This is a genomic window from Pandoraea sp. NPDC090278 (assembly GCF_044772185.1).
Taxonomy (GTDB): domain Bacteria; phylum Pseudomonadota; class Gammaproteobacteria; order Burkholderiales; family Burkholderiaceae; genus Pandoraea.
Map to the genome: position 1 here is coordinate 76,818 of NZ_JBIVYJ010000006.1, position 20,077 is coordinate 96,894.

Below are 20,077 nucleotides of genomic sequence, written 5' to 3' on the forward strand. Positions count from 1 at the left end.
ACATCCGCGCCATCCGCATCATCAGCACCACTGGCACCACTGGCACGACCCGCACCTGCAGCAGATCGATCCGATCCATCCACGGGAGTCAGAAATGCGAAAGTTGCTTGCGTTTGTGTTGTTGCTTGCGTCCCTCCATGCCGTACCGGCGTTCGCCGACAAATTCTCGTTCCCCCCGGATTTCAAACAGCAGACCATCGCCACCAACGGCGCGAAGATCTACGTGCGCGTCGGCGGCCACGGACCGGCGGTCGTGCTGCTGCATGGATACGGCGAGACGGGCGACATGTGGGCACCGCTGGCGGCGCGCCTGGCGAAGACTCACACCGTCGTCGTGCCCGATCTTCGCGGCATGGGCTTGTCCGATCATCCGGCGAACGGCTACGACAAGAAGAACGAAGCGCGCGATATCGCGGGCGTTCTGGATACGCTCAAGATCGGCAAAGTGGATGTCGTCGCGCACGACATCGGCAATATGGTGGCGTATGCCTTTGCCGCCGAGCAGCCCGACCGAGTGACGAAACTGGTGCTGATGGACGCGCCGATTCCCGGCGTCGGCCCGTGGGAAGAGATCCTGAAGAATCCGCTGCTTTGGCACTTCCGCTTTGGCGGTCCGGATATGGAGCGTCTCGTGAAGGGACGCGAACGCATTTACCTCGACCGCTTCTGGAACGAGTTCTCCGCAGATCCGAAGCATTTCGATGAAGCGTCGCGTCGGCATTACACGCGCTTCTATGCGCTGCCCGGCGCGATGCATTCCGGCTTCGAGCAATTCCACGCATTCGATCAGGACGCCATCGACAACAAGGCCTACCTCGCGAAAGGACCGCTCCCCATGCCGGTGCTGGCCATTGGCGGCGAGAAGTCTTTTGCCACGATGATGGCGACGGTCGCGAGCGCTGCGGCGACTAACGTCAAAGGCGCGGTCATCCCGAATGCCGGGCATTGGCTGATGGAAGAGCAACCGGAAGCGACGATGACGGCGATTACCGAGTTTCTTCAGTAAACGCCTTTGCATTGCATCGCCGGTGCAGCACAACGCGCATAAGTTTTCGCATCGTCCGACGTCGAAATTCGGTTAAATCACTCGGATACACGACATTTGCGAGGCGATGAATCAGGAGAGGAAATTAGAATTTCCTCTCCTTCGTCATTGCCACCGACTCAGATGTTCAACCACCGGAATGTGCCATTCGCCGCCGCGTTCGCGGGCATGGTCTCCGTCCAGACCGGCGCAGCATTTGCCAAAACGTTGTTTCCCCTCGTCGGCAGTGAAGGCGTTGCCGCGCTGCGCCTTGGCCTGTCGTCTCTCGTCCTCCTCGCCGCGCTTAAGCCCTGGCGATTGAATTTCCGCGACGCGGGCATTTCGTGGCTGACGATGCTCACCTACGGCGTCACGCTGGCGCTGATGAATCTGCTCATCTATCGCGCGTTCGCGTATATCCCTGTGAGCGTTGCCATCTCCATCGAAGTCATGGGGCCATTGTGCGCGGCCTTGCTGACGTCCCGACGCGCGTCCGACCTTGTCTGGATTGCGCTGGCCGCGCTCGGCATGGTCGGGCTCGCGATTGGCGACGTCAAAGGCGAGATCGACATTCGTGGCGTCGCGTTTTCGCTGGCGGCCGCCTTGTTCTGGGGGATCTACGTGCTCGTGGGGCGCAGAGCGTCGGCCGGTGGCGGGCAATCGGTGGCGGTCGGCATGACGATTGCTGCGGCGATCGCCGTGCCGCTGGGGGTCGCGCAGGCGGGCACGGCGCTGATGTCCACACACGTGCTGATGGTCGGCTTCAGCGTGGCCGTGTTGTCGAGCATGCTGCCGTTTCTGCTGGATATCTACGCGATGCGACGTTTGCCCGCGCGCGTGTTCGGCGTGCTGCTGAGCGGGTCGCCCGCCGTCAGCGCCATCGCCGGATGGCTTGTCCTGAACGAGACGCTGACGCCGACGCAATGTGGCGGGATCGCGTGCGTCGTCGCTGCATGTGCGGGATGTGCGCTGTTTTCGCGGCCACGCGCCGACGCATGACGTCGTAGCGCTGTCGTCAGATCAGATCGAAGAGCGGAAGCTTCAGGCCGGTCTTCACCTGATCGAGCACGATCAGCGTCCGGTAGGTGAGAATGTCCGGATTGTCCGCGAAGTGCTGGCGGACAAGCTGCTCGAAATGCGGAATGTCGCGGGAAATCATGATGATGATGAACGAGACGCCGCCGTTGACGAAATAGCACTGTTGAATTTCGTCGACGCCCCGGAAGTAGCGCTTCGCACGATCCATCACGACGCTTCGATCCTCGACCAGTCGCGATTCGATCACGGCTGTCACCGGATTGCCGATCATCGCAGGGTTGAGCACGGCGACGTTGTCCCGGATGACGCCCCGCGCCTCCAGCCGACTGATGCGCCGCTGCACCGAGGCCGTGGAAAGCCCCACTTGCTCGGCGATGGCCGCGTGCGAAAGCCGGTTATTCGTCTGGACCAGGTCGAGGATGTTCAGATCGAACCGGTCGAGATCGGCTATGTCGGCGCTTTTTTCGGCGCTTTTGTCGGTTTTATTTCTCATTTACCGGGAATGTGACAGGAGGGAATCGGCGCTCGCGGGCGACCGGTTCGTCATTCTACGACGCGCGTCGGCCCGCGTCGGGGGCCGGGGGAATCCGTCGTCTTTGACGTCCGACGCGGCCTCCGACGGCCATGTTGCACCCCCACAACGTATCTTCACAGCCCGTCAGACTGTCACGGGGCGCGTGCTAGGATCGCGCCACAAAATCAGAACGTCACCTGAAACAGGGACGCAAGATCACGCCGGGGAAGTAGTGAAGTCTGTCCATCGATCATCGCAGGCACGTCAACGTGTTGCACCGTCGGACGACGGTCGCCGATCAACACCGCCTCCTCGACGTCCCTCTCACTCATTTTGAAAGTTAAGCAACATGAATTGCAAGGCAATGGCTTTTGCCGTGGCGATGCTCGCGAGCGCCGCGCACGCGCAAGCCATCGAGGTGTATGGCGCGGTAGGTACGGAAGGTCTCGGCATTGGCGCTGGTGTCGGTGTGACGAGTCACCTTGGGGTGCGCGCCGATGTGAACGGTCTGGCGCTGTCGCATAGCTTCACGGCGGGTCAGGTTCGCTATGACGGGAAGGCACGTTTTGTGCACGGGGGCGTCTACGCCGACTTCTTCCCTGCACCGGCGACGATTCCGTTTCGTCTGACGGCGGGGATGCTGGTCGGCGACGACCATGTCGATCTCGTCGGCCATGCGGTGCAAGACACGTACGTCTATCGAGGTGTCGCGTATCCGACCGCAGGTCAATCGGTGACCGGGCGCATCAAGTTGCCGACCGTGCGACCGTATGTCGGCATCGGCTTCGGTCATAGCCCGTTGGCCACGCCGGGCTGGTCGATGTCGTTCGACGCCGGTGTCGCCTACGGCAAGCCGACCGTAGAACTCGACGTCCCGCCGCTCATCACGGCGATTGTCGGACAAGCCACCGTCGACGACCAGCGTCAGCAGCTTCAGGACAAGGCCAACAAGCTCAAGTTCTACCCGATCGTGAAAGTCGGCGTGACGTACAAGTGGTAACTAGTGTCACGGAAATGGCTGGCAGCGGTGCAGGCCCGTGCGCAGCGTAACGCGCGCTCGGGTCGCTGCCCCGCATTGTTCCGATCAGTGCGAGTGGCCGTGATCCTCGTGTGAGGAACGGGCGGGCGATGGGGACGACGAAGCTGACGCTCCGTCGCAATCTGCGCCGCTGTGGCCGTCGGCACACTCCGCGTCTTCGATCTGAATCGTGGCGTGCTCGACGTTGAAGCGTGCGGCGAGACGCTGCTGCACGGCAGTCATGGCGTCGCGCGCACTCACCCCGGGCGCGGGCACGGCGTGCAGCGTGATCATGTGGCGCTCGCCGGTGATCGACCACGCGTGGATGTGATGCACGCCCTGCACTTCCACCACGGTCGTCTCCAGATCGGCCTTGATCTCCGTCGGATTGAGCGAGTCGGGTGTGCCTTCGAGCAGGATATGCGCGGAGGACTTCACGATGCCCCACGCGCTTTTCAGAATGATCACGGCGACAAAGATCGACAGCAGCGGATCGATGGGTGTCCATCCCGTGAGAAGAATCACGCCAGCCGCGACGATGGCGGCAGCGGATCCGAGCATGTCGCCCATCACGTGCAGCCATGCGCCGCGCATGTTGAGGTTTTCTCGATTGCCCCCGTGCAGGACCATGAAGGCGGCGATGTTGGCGAGCAGTCCGGCGAACGCGACGATGAGCATGGTCATGCCGACGACCGGCACTGGCGCGGCGAACCGTCGTATCGCTTCGATGACGATCCATGCCGCGATGACGAAAAGCGCGCAGCCGTTCACGAATGCGGCGAGGACTTCGAGGCGTTTGTACCCGTAGGTCAGTTGCAACGTCGCGGGACGCTTGCCGTAGTGAATCGCGATCCAGCTGAAGGCAAGTGCGGCGGCGTCGCTGACCATATGCCCGGCGTCGGCCAGCAGCGCGAGCGAGCCGGACAACAACCCGCCGACGACCTCGACGACCATGAAGATCGCAATGATGACGAACGCGATCCCAATCCGCTTCTGATCGGTGACGCCACTGGTGTGACTATGACCGGCATGACTGTGCCCGGCGTGGCTGTGTGAGTGAGCGTGCCCGTGGTGATGCCCATGATCATGAGCGTCGTTCGGTGAATGCGACATGGCAGACCTCGCGTCGAGATGAGAGGATTTTAATCCTGTGGCGAAGACTTCGTCGTCAACGTCCTTTCGAGATCACGCCAGTCATGTATTGATGCAGATCGCGAAAATCCTGAACGCGCCTGCCGGAATGAAGTCATTCGCGTGGCCAGCGCCACGTCGGTTCACTCAGATGCTCGGCAAAATAGTACGACAACGCGCTGACCTTCGCTGGTCTTGCACGTGCTGACGGCGTAACGAAGTACAAGCCGCCTTTCGTCAGCGACCAGCCGGTGAGAATCGCTTCGAGCCGCCCGTCGCTCAAATATTCGGCGGCGATGAACTCCGGTAACTCGGAGATGGCGAGTCCTTCGAGCAGCATCGGCAGCAGCGCATCGGAATTGGTCACGCGAAGCGGGCCGACTGGCGTCACCAGTTCTTCATCTCCGGCATCGTTGGCGAAGCGCCAGACGTCGCTTCGCGCACGGTATGCGTAAGACATGCAAGGCCGATCTACCAACTCTCGCGGATGCGCCGGTCGGCCTTCGCGCTTCAAATACGCTGGTGACGCGACGACGAATTGCGTCACCGTGCACAAACGCCGCGCGACGAGCGACGAGTCCGGCAGCGCAGCAATACGCAGCGCCGCATCGAATCCCTCCGCTACCAGATCGACGGTCGAATCGGCCAGATGCAGATCGACCTGGACGTCCGGATACCGCCGGAAGAATTCCGGCATCAACGGCGCGACCCAGCGCAGCCCGAACGACATCGGCACGGCCAGTCGCACCAGCCCGCGAGGCTGCACCGACATCTCACGGGCAGCGCCCTCCGCCGCTTCGGCCTGCCGGTAAATCTCGCCAGCTTTCTCGCACAACGTCCTGCCGAACTCGGTCAGCGCCAACTGACGCGACGTCCGATTGAACAGCCGTGCGCCCAAGCGGTCTTCCAGGCGCGCGACGCCGCGCGACACGGTGGCGACCGACACCCCCATCTCGCGCGCCGCAGCCGCGAAAGACCCCTCCTCGGCGACCTTGGCAAACATCGCGAGTCCTTCGAAATCAGGCAGCTTGGACACGATCACCCATCATTTCAAATTTGCAACGTTGGTTTGCAATTGATTCTATTTCGAAAACATTGGCGCGTCGATATTCTCATCACATCGCAACCGACAACGCGTTGCGAACGCCGGACACCGGCCCAACCAACACACTGAATCGAACGAAGGAGCAACACCATGGCACGCAAACTCGAAAACAAGATCGCACTCGTCACCGGCGCAACCAGCGGCATCGGCCTGGCTACGGCACAACGCTTTGCTGCGGAAGGCGCGCACGTCTATCTGACGGGACGCCGTCAGGCCGAACTCGATACGGCCGTCGCGTCGATTCGTGAAGTCGGCGGCAAGGCGACCGGTCTTCGCGTTGACTCGACGAAGCTGGAAGAACTCGATTCGCTGTACAAGCAAATCGGCGAAGCCCACGGTCGTCTCGACGTGTTGTTTGCGAATGCTGGCGGCGGCTCGATGCTCGCACTCGGCGACATCACCGAGGCGCACTACGACGAGACGTTCGACCGTAACGTGAAGGCCGTGCTGTTCACGGTGCAGAAGGCACTGCCGCTGCTGGCGGACGGTGCGTCGGTGATCCTGACCGGCTCGACGGCGGGCAGCTCGGGGACTGCGGCGTTCAGTGTGTACTCGGCCTCGAAGGCAGCGGTGCGCGCGTTTGCCCGCAGCTGGATTCTCGACCTGAAGTCGCGCCGCATCCGCGTGAACACGATCAGCCCGGGCGCAACCCGCACTCCCGGCCTGCTCGATCTCGCAGGCGACGACGCCGCACAACGTCAAGGGCTGGCCGACTACCTTGCCGCACAGATTCCGCTGGCGCGTCTCGGCGAAGCGACGGAAATCGCCAGCGCAGCGCTGTTCCTTGCGTCTGACGACGCCAGCTTCGTGAACGGTGCGGAGTTGTTCGTTGATGGTGGTCAGCAGCAGATTTGAAGGAAACCGAAGCCCGGGCAGCATGCGCAGGTCGCGCGATGCCCGAGGCTTCGGGTGCGGCAACGCTATCGAAACCCGAACTTGACTTCGGTCGTGATGGCGTAGGGCCACGCGTAGCCACTATGATCCATCGCCGGTCGGGTGCAGCTTATGTCTTCCACCGCAGTGAGCGCCGCCTCATCGAGGGCATCCGAACCGGACGATTGTTTGAGAACGACATCTCGCACACCGGCATGCTCGTCGACCACATAGCTAACGAGCGGGTTTGGCATTAACGGTGATCGGTGGAGTCTCGCCTTTATGTAGACAGGACGAGGTTCGCTGCATTGTGGAGGACTCACCCATCCCGTTTCCAGCCGACTGACGCACCCGGTAATCGAAGCCATCAGGCCGATAGAAATCGCTGCGCCTCGAAGCATTCGCCCCCCCCAACACAAGTGCAAGAACGGTGCAGAAAATTGAGGCCTGGCAGCAGGAATGCCAAACAGCCTAAGCCTCACGCGCTACCTGAGACCGCCCGTCAGTGGCAACCACAGCCCCAGGTTCGCTCCATGATCGATCACCCAACAGCCGTGATGCTATCCAAATTGAAACGACGGCCACTGCAAGGCCACCGGCGACGTCGGTCAAGTAGTGGCCGCCACGCACCGGTGTAGAGGCCAGCATCAGAACGTTCAAGGGGAGAAACAAGAGAAAAAGATGCTTAAGTCGTCGCATCGCATACGGAATCAGAACGGCTAAGACCGCATGGAATGAGGGAAACGAGACGAGACCTTGCATCGTGCCAAATGACAGTTCTCGCATCTTCCCCGAACGGAAGTCGCTGAAATCGGAGACAGACGCGGTAGCGCTCACATCCGGGACATGGAAATGAGTAAAGGCGCTCTCGGCGGGAAACGGTGTTGCGATGACCACAACGATCAACGCTGCCGTCATGAACTGAACGACGAACTCTGCGTAGTGTTCGACTTTCCCCGCGATGATTAGCGCAAACGGCATCAAAGCCATCTGCAAGAACAGCGAATCGTAAGCCGCTCCCAGCAAGATATCCAGCCACTCCCTGGCATGGACCGCAGCGTAAATGCGAGGCCACTGAATTCCGAATGTCTCGTCGACGGATATTAGGACCTCGGCGACATCCGAAGCGCCCCAGGACACGGACAAATACTGCAGCACCGTCGCGCCGCACGTGAATACAGCCAGACTAGTGATCCAGAGAATCCCTAATGCTGCGTCACGATAAAAGCGACCGCGTGCCGTTCCGACTATTTTAAAATTTCCTGACGCAAAGAGTAGCCCCGAAGCGATTAGAAGACCGAGGCAGCCGCGAGAGACAACCCAACATACCTCATCTAATCCGAGCACCAAACCTATATGTCGCCCCCAAACAAAGTCCGCTACAACCAAAACACAATTCAAGATCCACGTAGCTTTGAATACTGCCCAATTCCCCCCCGGCATCGGCGCTCCATTTTTTTGGAATACGTAGGAATTGACTAGACACGAACCCGTTGACGAATACTAGTCGAGATTTGATCCAGGGGAGTAGTGCTTACAAATCCAAGACAAGTCGTGGATTTAACATTTCGAGAGAAAATAGCCGACGTGGATGGCCGATTCCGCCCCACCCGAGTTGTTCAATTTCCGTGTCCAGCGCCCCTCTACTCAAGGGTCTTCATTCGATTGACGATGTGATCCACCGCCTGACTTACCGAGACGCGGGCGGTGTCGATGACAAGGTGGTCGACATCCCACAGATCGTACTGGCGTTCAATGACGCGCTTCCATGTTGGCAACTTGTGGCCGGAAATGTCGGATTGCCGCGCCTCCACTCGCTGACGGTGCACAGACGCGTCGGCACAAATCAGTTCGACTTCCAGAATGCCGACTCCCATTTCCGCCGCCACTGATCGCCATGCGTCCCGAGTCAATTGCAGTGCATTGACGGAATCGGCAATCACGGTCAGGCCGGAACCAAGGTTGTCTTTGGCCACCGCGTATCCGGCGATGTAGCCTGCGGGACCAATATCCACCTCGCTATCGACCGAGCCGATAAACGCCTGCTCAAGCGTATCGATACGGATATAAACCGCAGCAATCGCACGCGCGAGTTCCTTGGCAACCGTCGATTTTCCCGTACCAGGGAGTCCAGCAAAGACAATCAACATTTCAGGCCCAATGTCTGGCAATGACGCTTGATTATCACGGATTCAGATTGACCGAGCGAACGTCCCCACTCAATTGCTTTGGGGCAGGGCTTTTAGGGAAGCAGGTGTCGGCAGTTTGTCCAAAGACATCAGAGCACTTTCGACTTGCGGACCATTGGTTTTGAGCCACTCACTCATCGATTGGCCGACGGACTTTCCGTACACTCGATGGGAATAGACTGTGACAGTTCCGACGCCTTCGATCAGGGCAAAACGGGCAAAGACAGCCTCAAGAAAGTCCGGGTTACCAAGCACCGCGACAACCAGGTGTTCTGCGGGGCGATCAGGGGTTCTGGGCTTGGAATCAGTCCGCAGAATTTTTCCGGCACGTTGGTAATTGGTTAGGGTCTTGTTCGCCGTTTCGGCCAGTTGATCTCCATTCGTCACGGACTCATGCACATTCAAAGTCATCATGTCCCGCCACGAACTGAGATCTTCCTGGCCTTGCGGCGTGAATTCGTTTTGACCACCTTTCGACCACCTGTGTTGATACTCAACGTCACGAAAGAAAACTGAGATCGCTTTGTCCGCTGGAGAGGCTGCTGATGCTGTGGAGACCATCAACAAATATGCCATCGTGAAAATCCAGCGAGTTATGCGATGGTCCAGCTTCATTCCCCCTCCCCCTGAATACATTCTGGATGTGCTTCAACGCTGGATTTCAGCGGTGACCAAAGACCGATACGTGTAAGCGGATTTGTTCAGTGCAAATCTGGTGCACCACCGCGAACGCTTTCGCCGAGGGAAATTAGTGCACGGCGTAAATGCTCGTGTCGCGAATGACTATCACCGCACGAACTGGAGGCGCTCCGCGTTTTCAATGTCTTCCATGCATCGCTGGCCGAATGGCTGCATCAGGATGCCGCGTTTGAAGTCGTCCATGAACGAATGACGGTCTTTTCGCGCTTGCGGATGTTCCTTCCACATGAATCCGTGGATCAGCCGGAACGGTTGCGTCCTGTAGTACACGAACATTTCGAGTGGTGCATCAAGCCCCGGCACCCAACCCTCGATCAGCAAAAGGTCCAATGTTGTGCCGTCGCTCTGAGTGATCGCTCCTTCGCGACCGGACGACCATCCCGACACACCAGCAGCCTGCTCTCGCGCTGATCGCGCATTTTCAACCGCTTCATGCTGAGTCGCCGCGGGATAGGGGACTGGTGTGGGCGTCTCGTTGTCCCAGTAGACAACGTACGGAACCGTTAGCTCGCCAGGTGCGAGAAGGTGCTGAACATTGACCCCGTGACTGAACGCGTACCCCATGTAGAGGGCCAAGTGCTTTTCATTCATAGTGAAATTCCGCCGTTTGATGTGCTGTTTTAGGCCGCTTCGATCCGCCGCACTCGAACATCGGGCAAAGCAAGAACGTCTAGCAGATCGTTCATGCAGACGATCGAAAAGTGTTGACGATCCTCAGTACCGGGCAAGTTCATATACTGCGATAGCCACGCAGAATTCTCGATGATGACTGCCGGGAGGACCCATTGACTCCATGCTCTCTCTTGGCACTTGGGCCTTAATCGCACCGATGGTTGGATGACAGAGCCGTGAAACTCCTCTGTCCACCGGAGCCCTATGACGCCCGAAAAGCATAGCTCCAAGTCCGGCTTCTGCGGTTCGGAGCCAGTATCCAGTAGCGAAAAGCGCATCACGACTCGGAGTTCATCGCGTGTATTGAACTGAAATTCGAGATCTGGGCACGGGAAATCCACTTCAGCTAACGACTCCCAATGCATCGCTCTTTCGGGCATAGTCATTTACGATTCTCGTAATACGGCGAAGCGCAGGACATGATTGTCGACGATTCATGCATTGATGTCGAACGGCTGATCTTGGCCGACTTCAGTCAGTCGCGCCTCCTGGCCGCACACGTGAACTACGTCCGGCGTTCTTGCAGCGCATGCCGGATGGCTGTCGAGATCACTAGAACATCTTTGCGAGCCGGTGCGCCATTCCACACCACGAGCCAACCCATCAGACATACGCCTGCTCCCCATACCAGCAGGAATCCGATGACCGTCAATGCATTGAGCAGACTAGATGCTTGTGCAACAGCTTGATAGAGGCCACCTAACAGTCCACCGAACAGCATGACGCCCACCATTACTAAGACTATTGCGGTAATGAAGCGGCTATAAGCTGAAGATATAAACGATCCAACAAGTAACGACCCCTCGTCACTTGTCAGTAAGCGCCCTCGGAACCGCGTACCATTTCCTCGCATGAAGACATGCGGGATGCGCAACTCGATAGTGTCGGTATTCACAGAGCCCATCAGCGAGCTTTTGTCAGAACGCCATTCAGTGAGCATTTGCAACTGAGCGAGCGCCTGCGCACAAGGCAAAGGACTTTGAACGTCGAACTGCTCGCCATCGAATACCTTCGAAAGGAGCCTCGCTGCCCCATTCGGGACGAGGAGCGTTAGGACTTTCATCTGGCGTCAGGCAGTTGAGAATTCGTGAAATTTTTGGTGCAAATTTCGGTGCAAATCTGGTGCACTGAGACGCAAAAATAGCTTTCTTGGGCTACCTTTTACTACGCTATTGCACAGCTACTGAAACGGAACATCCAACACAAGCCCCTGAAACGATAGGGATTACTGTGTCTGGCTTGATGTGGCTCGAAGCCTTAGTGGTACCGGGGACCGGACTTGAACCGGCAAGCCCGAAGGCGGCGGATTTTAAGTCCGCTATGTTTACCAATTTCATCACCCCGGCAAGGGCACGCATTCTAACATCCCCCACCGAGATACGTCAGTTGGGTATCATGGGGGTATGCACGCACTGTGCGCGTCAACGGAGATCGCCCCATGCTGGAGAATCTCGACCGCATCGCCCTGTCGCTCGACGCCATCGAAACCGCCGCCCGCGACGTCGCCATGCATTCCCCCCAGAACGCGCAAGCCCTCTACACCGCGCTCATGGAAATCCGTAACGCCATCGCCCTCGTCGCTCAGGAAGTCGTGCGCCTCGAACACGAACTCCACGGCCCCCTTCAAGGCCACAACCATCCCCCCGGCAACGGACAATCGTGACATCCCACGCTTCCCCGCCTTCCGACGCATCACACCCCGCGTCGCCAGCCCCCGGCCCCACCTCCCCCAACCCCACCGAACACCCTACCTGCTGGGACCTCGCGCTCGCATTCGGCACCGTCGGCGCGACAGGCTTCGGCGGTGTCCTGCCCTGGGCGCGCCGGATGGTCGTTGACCAGCGCCGCTGGCTCACCGACCGGGAATTCGCTGAACTGCTCCCGCTCGCGCAACTCCTGCCCGGCCCCAACGTCGCCAATATCGCCACCGTCCTCGGCCGTCGCTTTCGCGGCCCCCGAGGGGCAGCCGCTGCCGTCGCAGGGCTTTACTTCTGCCCGACCATCGTCATCATCCTGATCGGCTTCGCCTACGCCAAGTGGGGACAGACACCCCTCGTCCAGCACCTGCTCTCCGGCCTGATGCCTGCGGCAACGGGTCTCGTGATCGCGACGTCGGTCCGTCTGCTCGCCGGGTTGAAGCGCCACTGGACAACGCTCGCGTTCGCCGCCGCGACCTTCCTCGGGAGTTTCGTTTTCGGGCTGCCCCTGTTACTGGTCCTCGGCGTGCTCGGCCCCTGCGCGATCCTGAGCGCCTACCGACTTGAACGGCTCGACAAGCTCGACCAGTAGCGTCATCAAGGCGACGCTACGCCCTGACCCTCATGACCACGCTCATCGATCTGTTCCTGCATGGCTCACTTTGGTCGCTGCTGGCCGTCGGTGGCACCAACGTCACGCTCGCCGACATCCATCGCTACGCCGTCGACACTCGCCACTGGATTACCGATGCCCAGTTCGTCACCTTCTTCTCGCTCGCACAGGCCGCGCCCGGCCCCAACGGCATGGCGGTCACCCTGATCGGCCTGCAAGCCGCGGGACTGCCCGGCGCATTCACCGCCACACTCGCCAAATGCGCCCCGAGTTCTCTCCTCGCGTATCTGGTCGGCGGATGGGTGGACCGTCACGAACAGTCGCCCTGGGTCCGCGCCGTACGCGCCGGGCTCGCGCCGATCACCGTCGGCCTGCTCGCCGCCAGCAGCGCGCTGCTCGCCCGGGAAGTCGACATCAACGTGGCGCGCGGACTCGTGACGCTCGTCGCGGTCGTCATCACCCTGCGCACCCGCTGGAATCCGCTGTGGCTCATCGCCGCTGGCAGCCTGCTCGGCCTCACCGGCTGGTTGATGTAGGCATCGTCTGCCACACCGCTCAGGCTTGTAGGACAAGGCGGCGGGGGAAGACGGCCGCCAGCGTCAACCGTCGTTACGAACCGTCACATACTGGCCCCAAACTGGGGGTACATGACGCCCCGGCAACGGGTCTACAATAGGCAGCACGTTTCACAACACGGTGTGTCCCCGGGTATTTCCTATGACCGTCCCCTGTTGTACGTCGCAAGCCGAGGCGCCCTCAGGCACCTCCCCCAACGTCTCCCCCTCGCGGACCGCTCGCGATGGGCCGTCTGCCAATGCGGCGACGGCCTCACCGCTCATGTCGCCCGCCACGTCGCCCATCACGTCCCTGCATGCTCGCTTCGACGCCGTGCGAGCCGCGTCCGTCGCCTTCGCGCAAGGTCTCTCGGACGCCGACGCCACCGTGCAGTCGATGCCGGACGCGAGCCCGATCAAGTGGCATCTGGCCCACACAACGTGGTTTTTCGAGACGTTTCTGCTGAGCGACGCGAACGATGCGCCCGGGCGACGCTACCGCCCCTACGATCCCCGCTTCGCCTACCTCTTCAACTCGTATTACGAAGCCGCCGGTCCGCGTCATCCGCGTCCGCAGCGCGGGCTGCTCACGCGCCCCACGCTCGACGAAGTGCTCGCTTATCGCCGCCACGTTGACGCTGCCATGCACGCGCTATTGCAACAGCCCGATCTCGCGCCCGACACCGTCGCGCTCATCACGCTCGGCCTGCACCACGAAGAGCAGCATCAGGAGTTGATGCACACCGACCTGCTGCATCTCTTCGCGCAGAATCCGTTGCGTCCCGCCCATCGCCCGCCATCGGCCGCGCTTCGCGCGAGTGCACCGCTGCAATGGATCGAGCATGGCGGTGGACAACACAGCATCGGACATCCCGGTGACAACAGCCGCTCGGGCGGTCACTTCGCCTTCGATTGCGAGACGCCCGCGCACGACGTTTTGGTCCGACCGTTTGCGATTGCGTCGCGTGTAGTGACAAACGGCGAATGGCGCGACTTCATCGAAGACGGCGGCTACCGCATGGCCGGGCTCTGGCTCTCCGATGGCTGGGCAACGGTGCAACGCGAAGGCTGGGGACATCCGCTTTACTGGGAGCTGCACGACGGCGAATGGCAGTCGATGACGCTCGCAGGCATGCAGCCCGTCGACGACGATGCGCCCGTGCAACACGTGAGCTATTTCGAAGCGGACGCCTTCGCGCGCTGGGCGGGCAAGCGTCTGCCGACAGAACAAGAATGGGAGGTGGCGGCGAGCGGCACAGGCAGTCCATCGTCACCCATGCAACCCACGATGGAGCAGCGCTTTGGCCCGGTATGGCAATGGACGGCCAGTCCATACGTCGCGTACCCGGGATTCCGGACGGCATCGGGAGCCGTCGGCGAGTACAACGGCAAGTTCATGTGCGGACAGTTCGTGCTGCGCGGCGGATCGCTCGCCACGCCGCCGGGACACGCACGCGCTACGTACCGTAATTTCTTCTACCCGCATCAGCGCTGGCAGTTCTGCGGCCTGAGGCTCGCGGAGGACCGCTGATGTTGCAAGCTACGCAATCCCAACAAGCCACGGCGTTCGTTTGCCCGTCATTGCCGGAAAACGCCTTTGCCACCGACGTGCTGGCCGGTCTCGGCCACACGCCGAAGACCCTGCCCAGCGTCTGGCTCTACGATCAGCGCGGCAGCGAACTCTTCGAAGAGATCACCGGCCTCGACGAGTACTACCAGACGCGCACCGAAACCGCCCTGCTCGGCGAGTGCTCCGCCGCCATTGCCGATGTCGTCGGACCGAACGCCGTCGTCGTGGAGTTCGGTAGTGGATCGAGCCGTAAGACACCGCTGTTGCTCGACGCCCTCGTGACCCCACGCGCGTACGTCCCCGTCGACATTGCCGACGACTTTCTGGACGACGCCGTCGCCACACTCGCGCGTCGCTGCCCCGGCATTCCGATGCTGCCGGTGCGTGCCGACTTCACCCGCCCGTTCCACCTCCCGCCGCAGTTGCAGAACACGCAAGGGCCGCGCCTCGGCTTCTTCCCCGGTTCGACGATCGGCAACTTCGCGCCCGGACAGGCGGCCGCCTTCCTCGCACATGTCGGCAAGATGCTCGGGCCGCACCGGCGCATGGTCGTCGGCGTGGACGCGTGCAAGGATCCGGCCGTGCTGTTGCCCGCCTACGACGACGCGCGCGGGGTGACCGCGCAATTCGATCTGAACGTGCTCGTGCGCATCAACCGCGAACTCGACGGCGATTTGCCGCTGGAAGCCTTCCGTCACGAAGCCCGCTTCAACGCGAAGGCCAGCCGCATCGAGATGCATCTGGTCGCACAGCGCGCATTCTCGGCCACCGTCCTCGGCCATCGCTTCGATTTCTCGGCAGGCGAGTCGATCCATACTGAGAACTCCTACAAATATGGACAGACGGAGTTCCGCGCACTGGCGAACTCCGCAGGCTGGGATATCGAGCGCGTCTGGCTCGACGCCCGCTCGCGCTTCGCCGTCTACCTGCTGCGCGCCGCCAACGGCGAGTGATCCGAGGGCCGTCTCCACAAGGCGTTGAAAGAAAATGCGCCCCGGAGGCTAAAGTTTTTACGCCGTTGCGCCGTTGATGCATGCAGACTCATGCTGCCCGCCATGGACGTGACAAACGTCCGGCGGGACAGCCCATCTCACAGCGCACGGCCATGACCGCAGCGCACCGTTGATACGTATCGCTGCACATGACTTCACGCGCAATGGGGATGCACGTGGCACGGGCTCCGGCGGCTCCGCCTGTGGCCCGCCTCACTCACACGGGCACTCGCACCGACACTCGACCGGCCGACGCGACTTCGCTCGCGTGGGACGGACTCGCTATCGCCGCGACCGGGAGCCGGTCACGATGAGCCGCATCGCCCTTACGCTCTCCGACAGCGCGCTGGCCGACCTGCAAAAGGATTTCGACGCCTTTGTGCGCATCTCCGCTGCCGTCGACCGCCATTTCACGCCGCCGCCCTTCGACGACTTCCTGCGCGCCCGCCTGCTCGACAGCACCGTGCCGCTCACCGAAGCCGCCGTCGCCCAACTGCTCGCGGGCGGCCACTACGCGTGGGCTAAACGCACGTTCGACAAGCAGTTTCCGGACGTCGTCTCGATCATCCTGAATCAGGCACGTCAGCACGGGTTCTATTTCGTCTCGCGCCCGGAATGGTCGCGCGAAGACATGGCGCGTCAGGCCAGCCGCTGGGCCGAAGGCATCGTGAAGGAAGCGAAGGGTGAGGAGCGCATCGTGGAATCGCTCGCCGGTCAGATCGTGACGTCGGCGCAGGACCTGCGAACGCTGGAGGCCACGTTGCAGACGCCCGCATGGCGCACCGCGTCGGTGCTGCGCGAACGTGTGTTCGAAGCCAAGCGCGCTGTTGAGACCGCCCGCTCGCTGCAAGCCCGCGAAAAGCTGGGTGAGCTGCGTGCGCTGCTCGATCTCGCCGTCATTTATGGCTCGGTCGGTGCTCAGGAAGCGGATCAGATTCTGGAGTATCTGGGCGTGCTGCGCCCCGAATTGTTCAACGACGATCCGGGCATCTTCGAGCGCATCGCCGCCTGGTTACGACGTCTGCTCACGCCGAGCGTGCCGCGCCCTGCGCCGGTGCAAGACATTCAGGTGCCCACGCTCGGCACCGAAGCGTCGCACCAGAGCGCCGACGCCCTGCAAACGCCTGTCACGCCCGTCCCACGCTAAGGCGTTTCAGGCGCTTCTGGCGCTCGCCATCGACATCATCGGTTAAAGATCAGCGCCACCCCGGCGCTGGCGATCAGCGCGCCCCACCAGGCGCCCGCTGCCGGACGCTGCCGGGTGCGAATCCACAGCAGCGGCAACACCATCACCGGCGTGGTCGCCGAAAGCGTCGCGATGACGCCCGTGTTGCCATGCCCCATGCCGTACAGCAGCAACGTCATGCCAACGGCCACGCCGACGAAGCCGGACGCGGCCGTGAGCGCCAGCGTGCCCGGCGTAAAGTCCGAGAAGATGCCTCGCCCGCGTCGCGCCGCAAGGATCGTCAGCCCGAGCGCCGACACGCCCACGCGCACCGCCGACGCCCCCACAGGATCCACGCCCGCCGCCATCACGGGCTTGGCGATGAGCGTCCCGATCGAGTGGCACAGCGCCGCCGTCAACCCGATGGCGACACCCACGCGCACGTCGCCGCGCACCGACTCCCAGTGGTGCGCATCCTCGCGACGGCCGCCGAAGGCAATCGCAAGCGCCACCCCGGCCGTCACCAGCGCAACGCCCGCGACCGCTCGCCAGCCCAGCGCCTCACCTAACCAGAAGTAACCGAGCACGGCCGTCATCGGCGCATTGGTTGCGAAGACGATGGAGTTGCGTCGCGGCCCGAGCCGTCCGAGCGAGGTGTAGAGAATCGTGTCGCCCACGAGAATGCCGATCAACCCCGACGCCGTGAGCCGCAACCACTGCTCAAGCGACAGCGACGGCCAGCCGCGCAGCACCGCGAGTGCGAACAGCAGCATCGCGAAGACCAGCAGCATGCGGGCGTAATTGAAGGGGAACGAACCGGCCTGACGGACAGGCGTGATGGCGATCATGCCGCTGCAAGCCCAGCAAAGGGCGGCACCGAGCGCGGCGAGGTAGGCGAGTTGGGTTGTCATGGTCCGGGGGCGGACGGCATGGAGCCGCAACCGCCCCCGCCGTTGGGACGCCATTATACGAGTGACATGCCCCAATCGGGGGCATGCGTTGCTCGCCGACGTCAGGACTGCACAACCCTTCGCTCGTCAGAGTTCTTCATCGAGCCGATGCAACGCGTCGAACATCACCCGGTACGCCGCCGCAACGCCATACGCGCCACGCAACATCCGCAAACGCGACGGCACGTCCGGCTCGCCCGCGTCTTCCACCCATTGCGTGAGCAGCGCGGTGCCGCCGCATACGCTCGCGTCATGCCGGGCATGGGCGCAAACAGCCGCGAAGCCATCGGCCGCCGACGGGTAGCGCTGCGCGAGCGCCTCGAACTGCGCTTCGATCTCGCTGGCCGCGCGCACCGTTGCGGGCGCCTGACACAACGCACAACATCCGACATAAGCGGGCATATCGCCCGCCGCGCCGATGATGAAGTCGATCAGCACATGCGTCGCGTCGAAGGCACCGCTGTCCAGAAACGTACGTGCCGCCGGGCCGCAGCGCAACAGCCCTGCGGCCAGCATCGTCGACTGACCGCGCTGCTCTCGGTACTGACGCAGCAGCAGCGGCCGCAGCGCCGCGTCGGTGCAACGCTCCACCGCAATGCGATTGTGGACGTCAGCCCCCGCCGCGCGATGGTAAAGCTGTGCGAGAAACGCCAGCACCTGAATGTCACTCGACTCGCCTGCGAGGAACCGCGTCCAGAACGGTGCCGCGAAGATGCCCCGCACCCATGCGTCGCAGATCTGCCCGAACGCGGGCACGATGTCCTGACTACCGCGAGGTGTTGCAGGCAACACATGCACTAGCGCTTCGTCCACAAGCGTCGCCAGCCATGTCCCGGGCACCGGCGCTTGCGCCAACAACACGCCATGCTTCATGCGTTCGAGCCACAGCGCCGTGTCGACGGGCGCCTCGTGCAGCGTGCACGACACTTCATAGGACGACACAGTCACAGCGTCCGGCGCACACTTCCATTGCGCGTGCGGCGAGGCGATGACCCACACCGCACCACCCGCCGACACCGACATCTCTGTGCCAACATCGCCTTGCGCGTGTGACACCGCGTGAGTTGCAACGGCGCTCATCGGACGATGGCCCCAAGCAATGTCAGACATTCGGGCGCGACGCTGCGCACCACCTCCACCCTCAGCGGGCAGCCGCCGTCGCCGCCCATACCCGGCGGCTGCGCGGCCTCGACCACCGCCGGGCGACGGCTCGTTCGCGGCTTGTTGCGTACCGCACTGGCACGGCTCGCAGGCTCCGACACCTCGGGCGACGCCGCGGAGCCGTGCGACGGTGACGCCTTAGGCGACTCCAGGACCACGGGAAGAAATGGGAAAGGCATCGGCGACGCATTAGACGTACGGGGTGGCATGTCGGCTCCTGTCGGGGGTGGATCGAGAATGGATCGGCAGAACGCCTACCTTAGGAAATCCGGACGGCCTTGGGAAAGAACCGAATCTCTAGGACGCTTCACATTGCTGGCGATGTGAACTGTCCGAAATCGCTGGGCGGCCGCTCTAAGACAGCCTTTCCGTGCTACGAGACGTCGTGCAAAACGATTGAATTTTTCAGCGTTCGCCCGAGTGCTTTTGAGAGTTTTCCCAAGAACAATTGGCACTTTTGGAAAGACAACGCCCTCAAGAGGGACGCCGAAAGCGGTACCCCATTGGCCAGATCCTCCGCGTCGATGCGTCGCCATGCCGCATCGTCAAGCGCGCACCCCGTCCGCAATCTCCCTCGGGGCGCGAGTACAATCGGCCGCATGCGATACGTCGCCACACGAGGAGTGACAGCCATGCACCTTTACCAGCGTCTGCCGATGTTTGTTTTCGAAATTGAAGCCTGCGAAAACCTCAAATACATCACGATGGCGATTCGCTTCAATCTGGATCGTAACGGCCAGCATCTGTCGCTGGCGGACTGGCAGCGCTTGCCGCAGGAAGCCCGCGAGACGCTCGCGTCGTGCGTGCCGGGCGATGAGGATTTTGCGGCGCGTCTGGACGAGATCGCTCGCGATCATCTCGGGCAGGCCGTCGAGCGCAGTGTCGACGCCGCGCCCACGGCATGGCAGGACATGAACGCCCTGCCGCCGGGATTGCTCAAGCAATGCGAGATGGCCGACCTGCTGGCGCCGGACGTCGGCAACTGGGGCACGCTCACGCCGTTTCGCCGCTATGTCCTCACGAAGCTGTCGCGACGCGACACGCTCAATCACTGCTTCGTGCCCGCCATGCTCGAATTCGGACTCGCGCAAACGCAAGCCGAACTCTGAGCC

Annotated in this window: 22 protein-coding genes and 1 tRNA gene; 11 read left to right on the top strand and 12 right to left on the bottom strand. The window is 61.9% G+C overall.

What is annotated here, in order from left to right; all coding sequences use genetic code 11:
* Positions 1–94 precede the first annotated feature (94 nt).
* Complete coding sequence (locus tag ACIQWO_RS20910) at positions 95–1,006, top strand: alpha/beta fold hydrolase (protein WP_402828452.1); 912 nt, start codon at positions 95–97, stop codon at positions 1,004–1,006.
* Between the two features lie 162 nt (positions 1,007–1,168).
* Complete coding sequence (locus ACIQWO_RS20915; protein ID WP_402828455.1) at positions 1,169–2,023, top strand: EamA family transporter; 855 nt, start codon at positions 1,169–1,171, stop codon at positions 2,021–2,023.
* Between the two features lie 16 nt (positions 2,024–2,039).
* Here ACIQWO_RS20915 and ACIQWO_RS20920 read toward each other — a convergent pair whose 3' ends face one another.
* The gene (locus ACIQWO_RS20920; protein WP_402828458.1) at positions 2,040–2,555 is read right to left on the bottom strand and encodes an Lrp/AsnC family transcriptional regulator; all 516 of its coding nucleotides are present in this window, start codon (positions 2,553–2,555) and stop codon (positions 2,040–2,042) included.
* A gap of 385 nt (positions 2,556–2,940) precedes the next feature.
* On the opposite strand from ACIQWO_RS20920, the gene ACIQWO_RS20925 reads away from it, so the two are divergent.
* A complete protein-coding gene (locus tag ACIQWO_RS20925; protein WP_402828461.1) occupies positions 2,941–3,576 on the top strand; it encodes a hypothetical protein in 636 nt (211 codons plus the stop codon).
* An 84-nt stretch (positions 3,577–3,660) separates the two neighbouring features.
* Here ACIQWO_RS20925 and ACIQWO_RS20930 read toward each other — a convergent pair whose 3' ends face one another.
* Positions 3,661–4,707 carry a cation diffusion facilitator family transporter gene (locus ACIQWO_RS20930; protein ID WP_402828464.1) on the bottom strand — a complete coding sequence of 349 codons (1,047 nt, stop codon included), beginning with the start codon at positions 4,705–4,707 and terminating at the stop codon, positions 3,661–3,663.
* 133 nt (positions 4,708–4,840) lie between these two features.
* Positions 4,841–5,761 carry a LysR family transcriptional regulator gene (locus tag ACIQWO_RS20935; RefSeq protein ID WP_402828467.1) on the bottom strand — a complete coding sequence of 307 codons (921 nt, stop codon included), beginning with the start codon at positions 5,759–5,761 and terminating at the stop codon, positions 4,841–4,843.
* A gap of 159 nt (positions 5,762–5,920) precedes the next feature.
* Between ACIQWO_RS20935 and ACIQWO_RS20940 the strand changes: the two genes are divergently transcribed.
* Complete coding sequence (locus ACIQWO_RS20940; RefSeq protein WP_402828470.1) at positions 5,921–6,685, top strand: SDR family NAD(P)-dependent oxidoreductase; 765 nt, start codon at positions 5,921–5,923, stop codon at positions 6,683–6,685.
* 489 nt (positions 6,686–7,174) lie between these two features.
* On the opposite strand, the gene ACIQWO_RS20945 is transcribed toward ACIQWO_RS20940, so the two are convergent.
* The 6 genes from ACIQWO_RS20945 to ACIQWO_RS20970 all read right to left on the bottom strand — a co-directional run bounded on the left by ACIQWO_RS20945 (position 7,175) and on the right by ACIQWO_RS20970 (position 11,609).
* A complete protein-coding gene (locus tag ACIQWO_RS20945) occupies positions 7,175–7,861 on the bottom strand; it encodes a phosphatase PAP2 family protein (RefSeq protein WP_402828473.1) in 687 nt (228 codons plus the stop codon).
* Between the two features lie 485 nt (positions 7,862–8,346).
* Positions 8,347–8,853 (bottom strand): AAA family ATPase, encoded by a 507-nt coding sequence (locus ACIQWO_RS20950; RefSeq protein WP_402828476.1) that lies wholly within the window; start codon positions 8,851–8,853, stop codon positions 8,347–8,349.
* Positions 8,854–8,922: 69 nt separating this feature from the next.
* Positions 8,923–9,507: a hypothetical protein gene (locus tag ACIQWO_RS20955; RefSeq protein WP_402828479.1), complete on the bottom strand. Its 585-nt coding sequence runs from the start codon at positions 9,505–9,507 to the stop codon at positions 8,923–8,925.
* Between the two features lie 171 nt (positions 9,508–9,678).
* Positions 9,679–10,182 carry a hypothetical protein gene (locus ACIQWO_RS20960; protein WP_402828482.1) on the bottom strand — a complete coding sequence of 168 codons (504 nt, stop codon included), beginning with the start codon at positions 10,180–10,182 and terminating at the stop codon, positions 9,679–9,681.
* Positions 10,183–10,768: 586 nt separating this feature from the next.
* Complete coding sequence (locus tag ACIQWO_RS20965) at positions 10,769–11,326, bottom strand: hypothetical protein (RefSeq protein WP_402828485.1); 558 nt, start codon at positions 11,324–11,326, stop codon at positions 10,769–10,771.
* A gap of 198 nt (positions 11,327–11,524) precedes the next feature.
* A tRNA-Leu gene (locus ACIQWO_RS20970) sits at positions 11,525–11,609 on the bottom strand.
* 92 nt (positions 11,610–11,701) lie between these two features.
* Between ACIQWO_RS20970 and ACIQWO_RS20975 the strand changes: the two genes are divergently transcribed.
* The 6 genes from ACIQWO_RS20975 (at position 11,702) to ACIQWO_RS21000 (ending at position 16,836) form a co-directional block, all read left to right on the top strand.
* The gene (locus ACIQWO_RS20975) at positions 11,702–11,926 is read left to right on the top strand and encodes a hypothetical protein (protein ID WP_150664454.1); all 225 of its coding nucleotides are present in this window, start codon (positions 11,702–11,704) and stop codon (positions 11,924–11,926) included.
* Entirely contained in the window at positions 11,923–12,552 is a 630-nt protein-coding gene (locus ACIQWO_RS20980) for a chromate transporter (protein ID WP_402828489.1), read from the top strand. The genes ACIQWO_RS20975 and ACIQWO_RS20980 overlap by 4 nt, the downstream gene beginning before the upstream one ends.
* A 32-nt stretch (positions 12,553–12,584) precedes the next feature.
* Positions 12,585–13,109: a chromate transporter gene (locus ACIQWO_RS20985; protein ID WP_233327674.1), complete on the top strand. Its 525-nt coding sequence runs from the start codon at positions 12,585–12,587 to the stop codon at positions 13,107–13,109.
* A gap of 301 nt (positions 13,110–13,410) precedes the next feature.
* Entirely contained in the window at positions 13,411–14,658 is a 1,248-nt protein-coding gene (gene egtB, locus ACIQWO_RS20990) for an ergothioneine biosynthesis protein EgtB (RefSeq protein ID WP_402828494.1), read from the top strand.
* Positions 14,658–15,650 carry an L-histidine N(alpha)-methyltransferase gene (egtD, locus tag ACIQWO_RS20995; RefSeq protein ID WP_402828497.1) on the top strand — a complete coding sequence of 331 codons (993 nt, stop codon included), beginning with the start codon at positions 14,658–14,660 and terminating at the stop codon, positions 15,648–15,650. The genes egtB and egtD overlap by 1 nt, the downstream gene beginning before the upstream one ends.
* Before the next feature lie 349 nt (positions 15,651–15,999).
* Positions 16,000–16,836, top strand: coding sequence for a DUF4088 family protein (locus ACIQWO_RS21000; RefSeq protein WP_402828500.1), 837 nt, complete (start codon positions 16,000–16,002; stop codon positions 16,834–16,836).
* A 35-nt stretch (positions 16,837–16,871) separates the two neighbouring features.
* Here the strand turns inward: ACIQWO_RS21000 and ACIQWO_RS21005 are convergent, their stop codons facing one another.
* The 3 genes from ACIQWO_RS21005 to ACIQWO_RS21015 all read right to left on the bottom strand — a co-directional run bounded on the left by ACIQWO_RS21005 (position 16,872) and on the right by ACIQWO_RS21015 (position 19,144).
* Positions 16,872–17,765: a DMT family transporter gene (locus ACIQWO_RS21005; RefSeq protein WP_150664459.1), complete on the bottom strand. Its 894-nt coding sequence runs from the start codon at positions 17,763–17,765 to the stop codon at positions 16,872–16,874.
* Positions 17,766–17,891: 126 nt separating this feature from the next.
* Positions 17,892–18,914, bottom strand: coding sequence for a hypothetical protein (locus ACIQWO_RS21010; protein WP_402828503.1), 1,023 nt, complete (start codon positions 18,912–18,914; stop codon positions 17,892–17,894).
* Positions 18,881–19,144 carry a hypothetical protein gene (locus ACIQWO_RS21015; RefSeq protein ID WP_402828506.1) on the bottom strand — a complete coding sequence of 88 codons (264 nt, stop codon included), beginning with the start codon at positions 19,142–19,144 and terminating at the stop codon, positions 18,881–18,883. Before ACIQWO_RS21015 ends, ACIQWO_RS21010 begins: the two co-directional genes overlap by 34 nt.
* Positions 19,145–19,597: 453 nt before the next feature.
* Here ACIQWO_RS21015 and ACIQWO_RS21020 point away from each other — a divergent pair, with 453 nt between their 5' ends.
* Positions 19,598–20,074: a nitrate reductase associated protein gene (locus ACIQWO_RS21020; RefSeq protein ID WP_402828509.1), complete on the top strand. Its 477-nt coding sequence runs from the start codon at positions 19,598–19,600 to the stop codon at positions 20,072–20,074.
* The last annotated feature ends 3 nt before the right edge of the window (positions 20,075–20,077 follow it).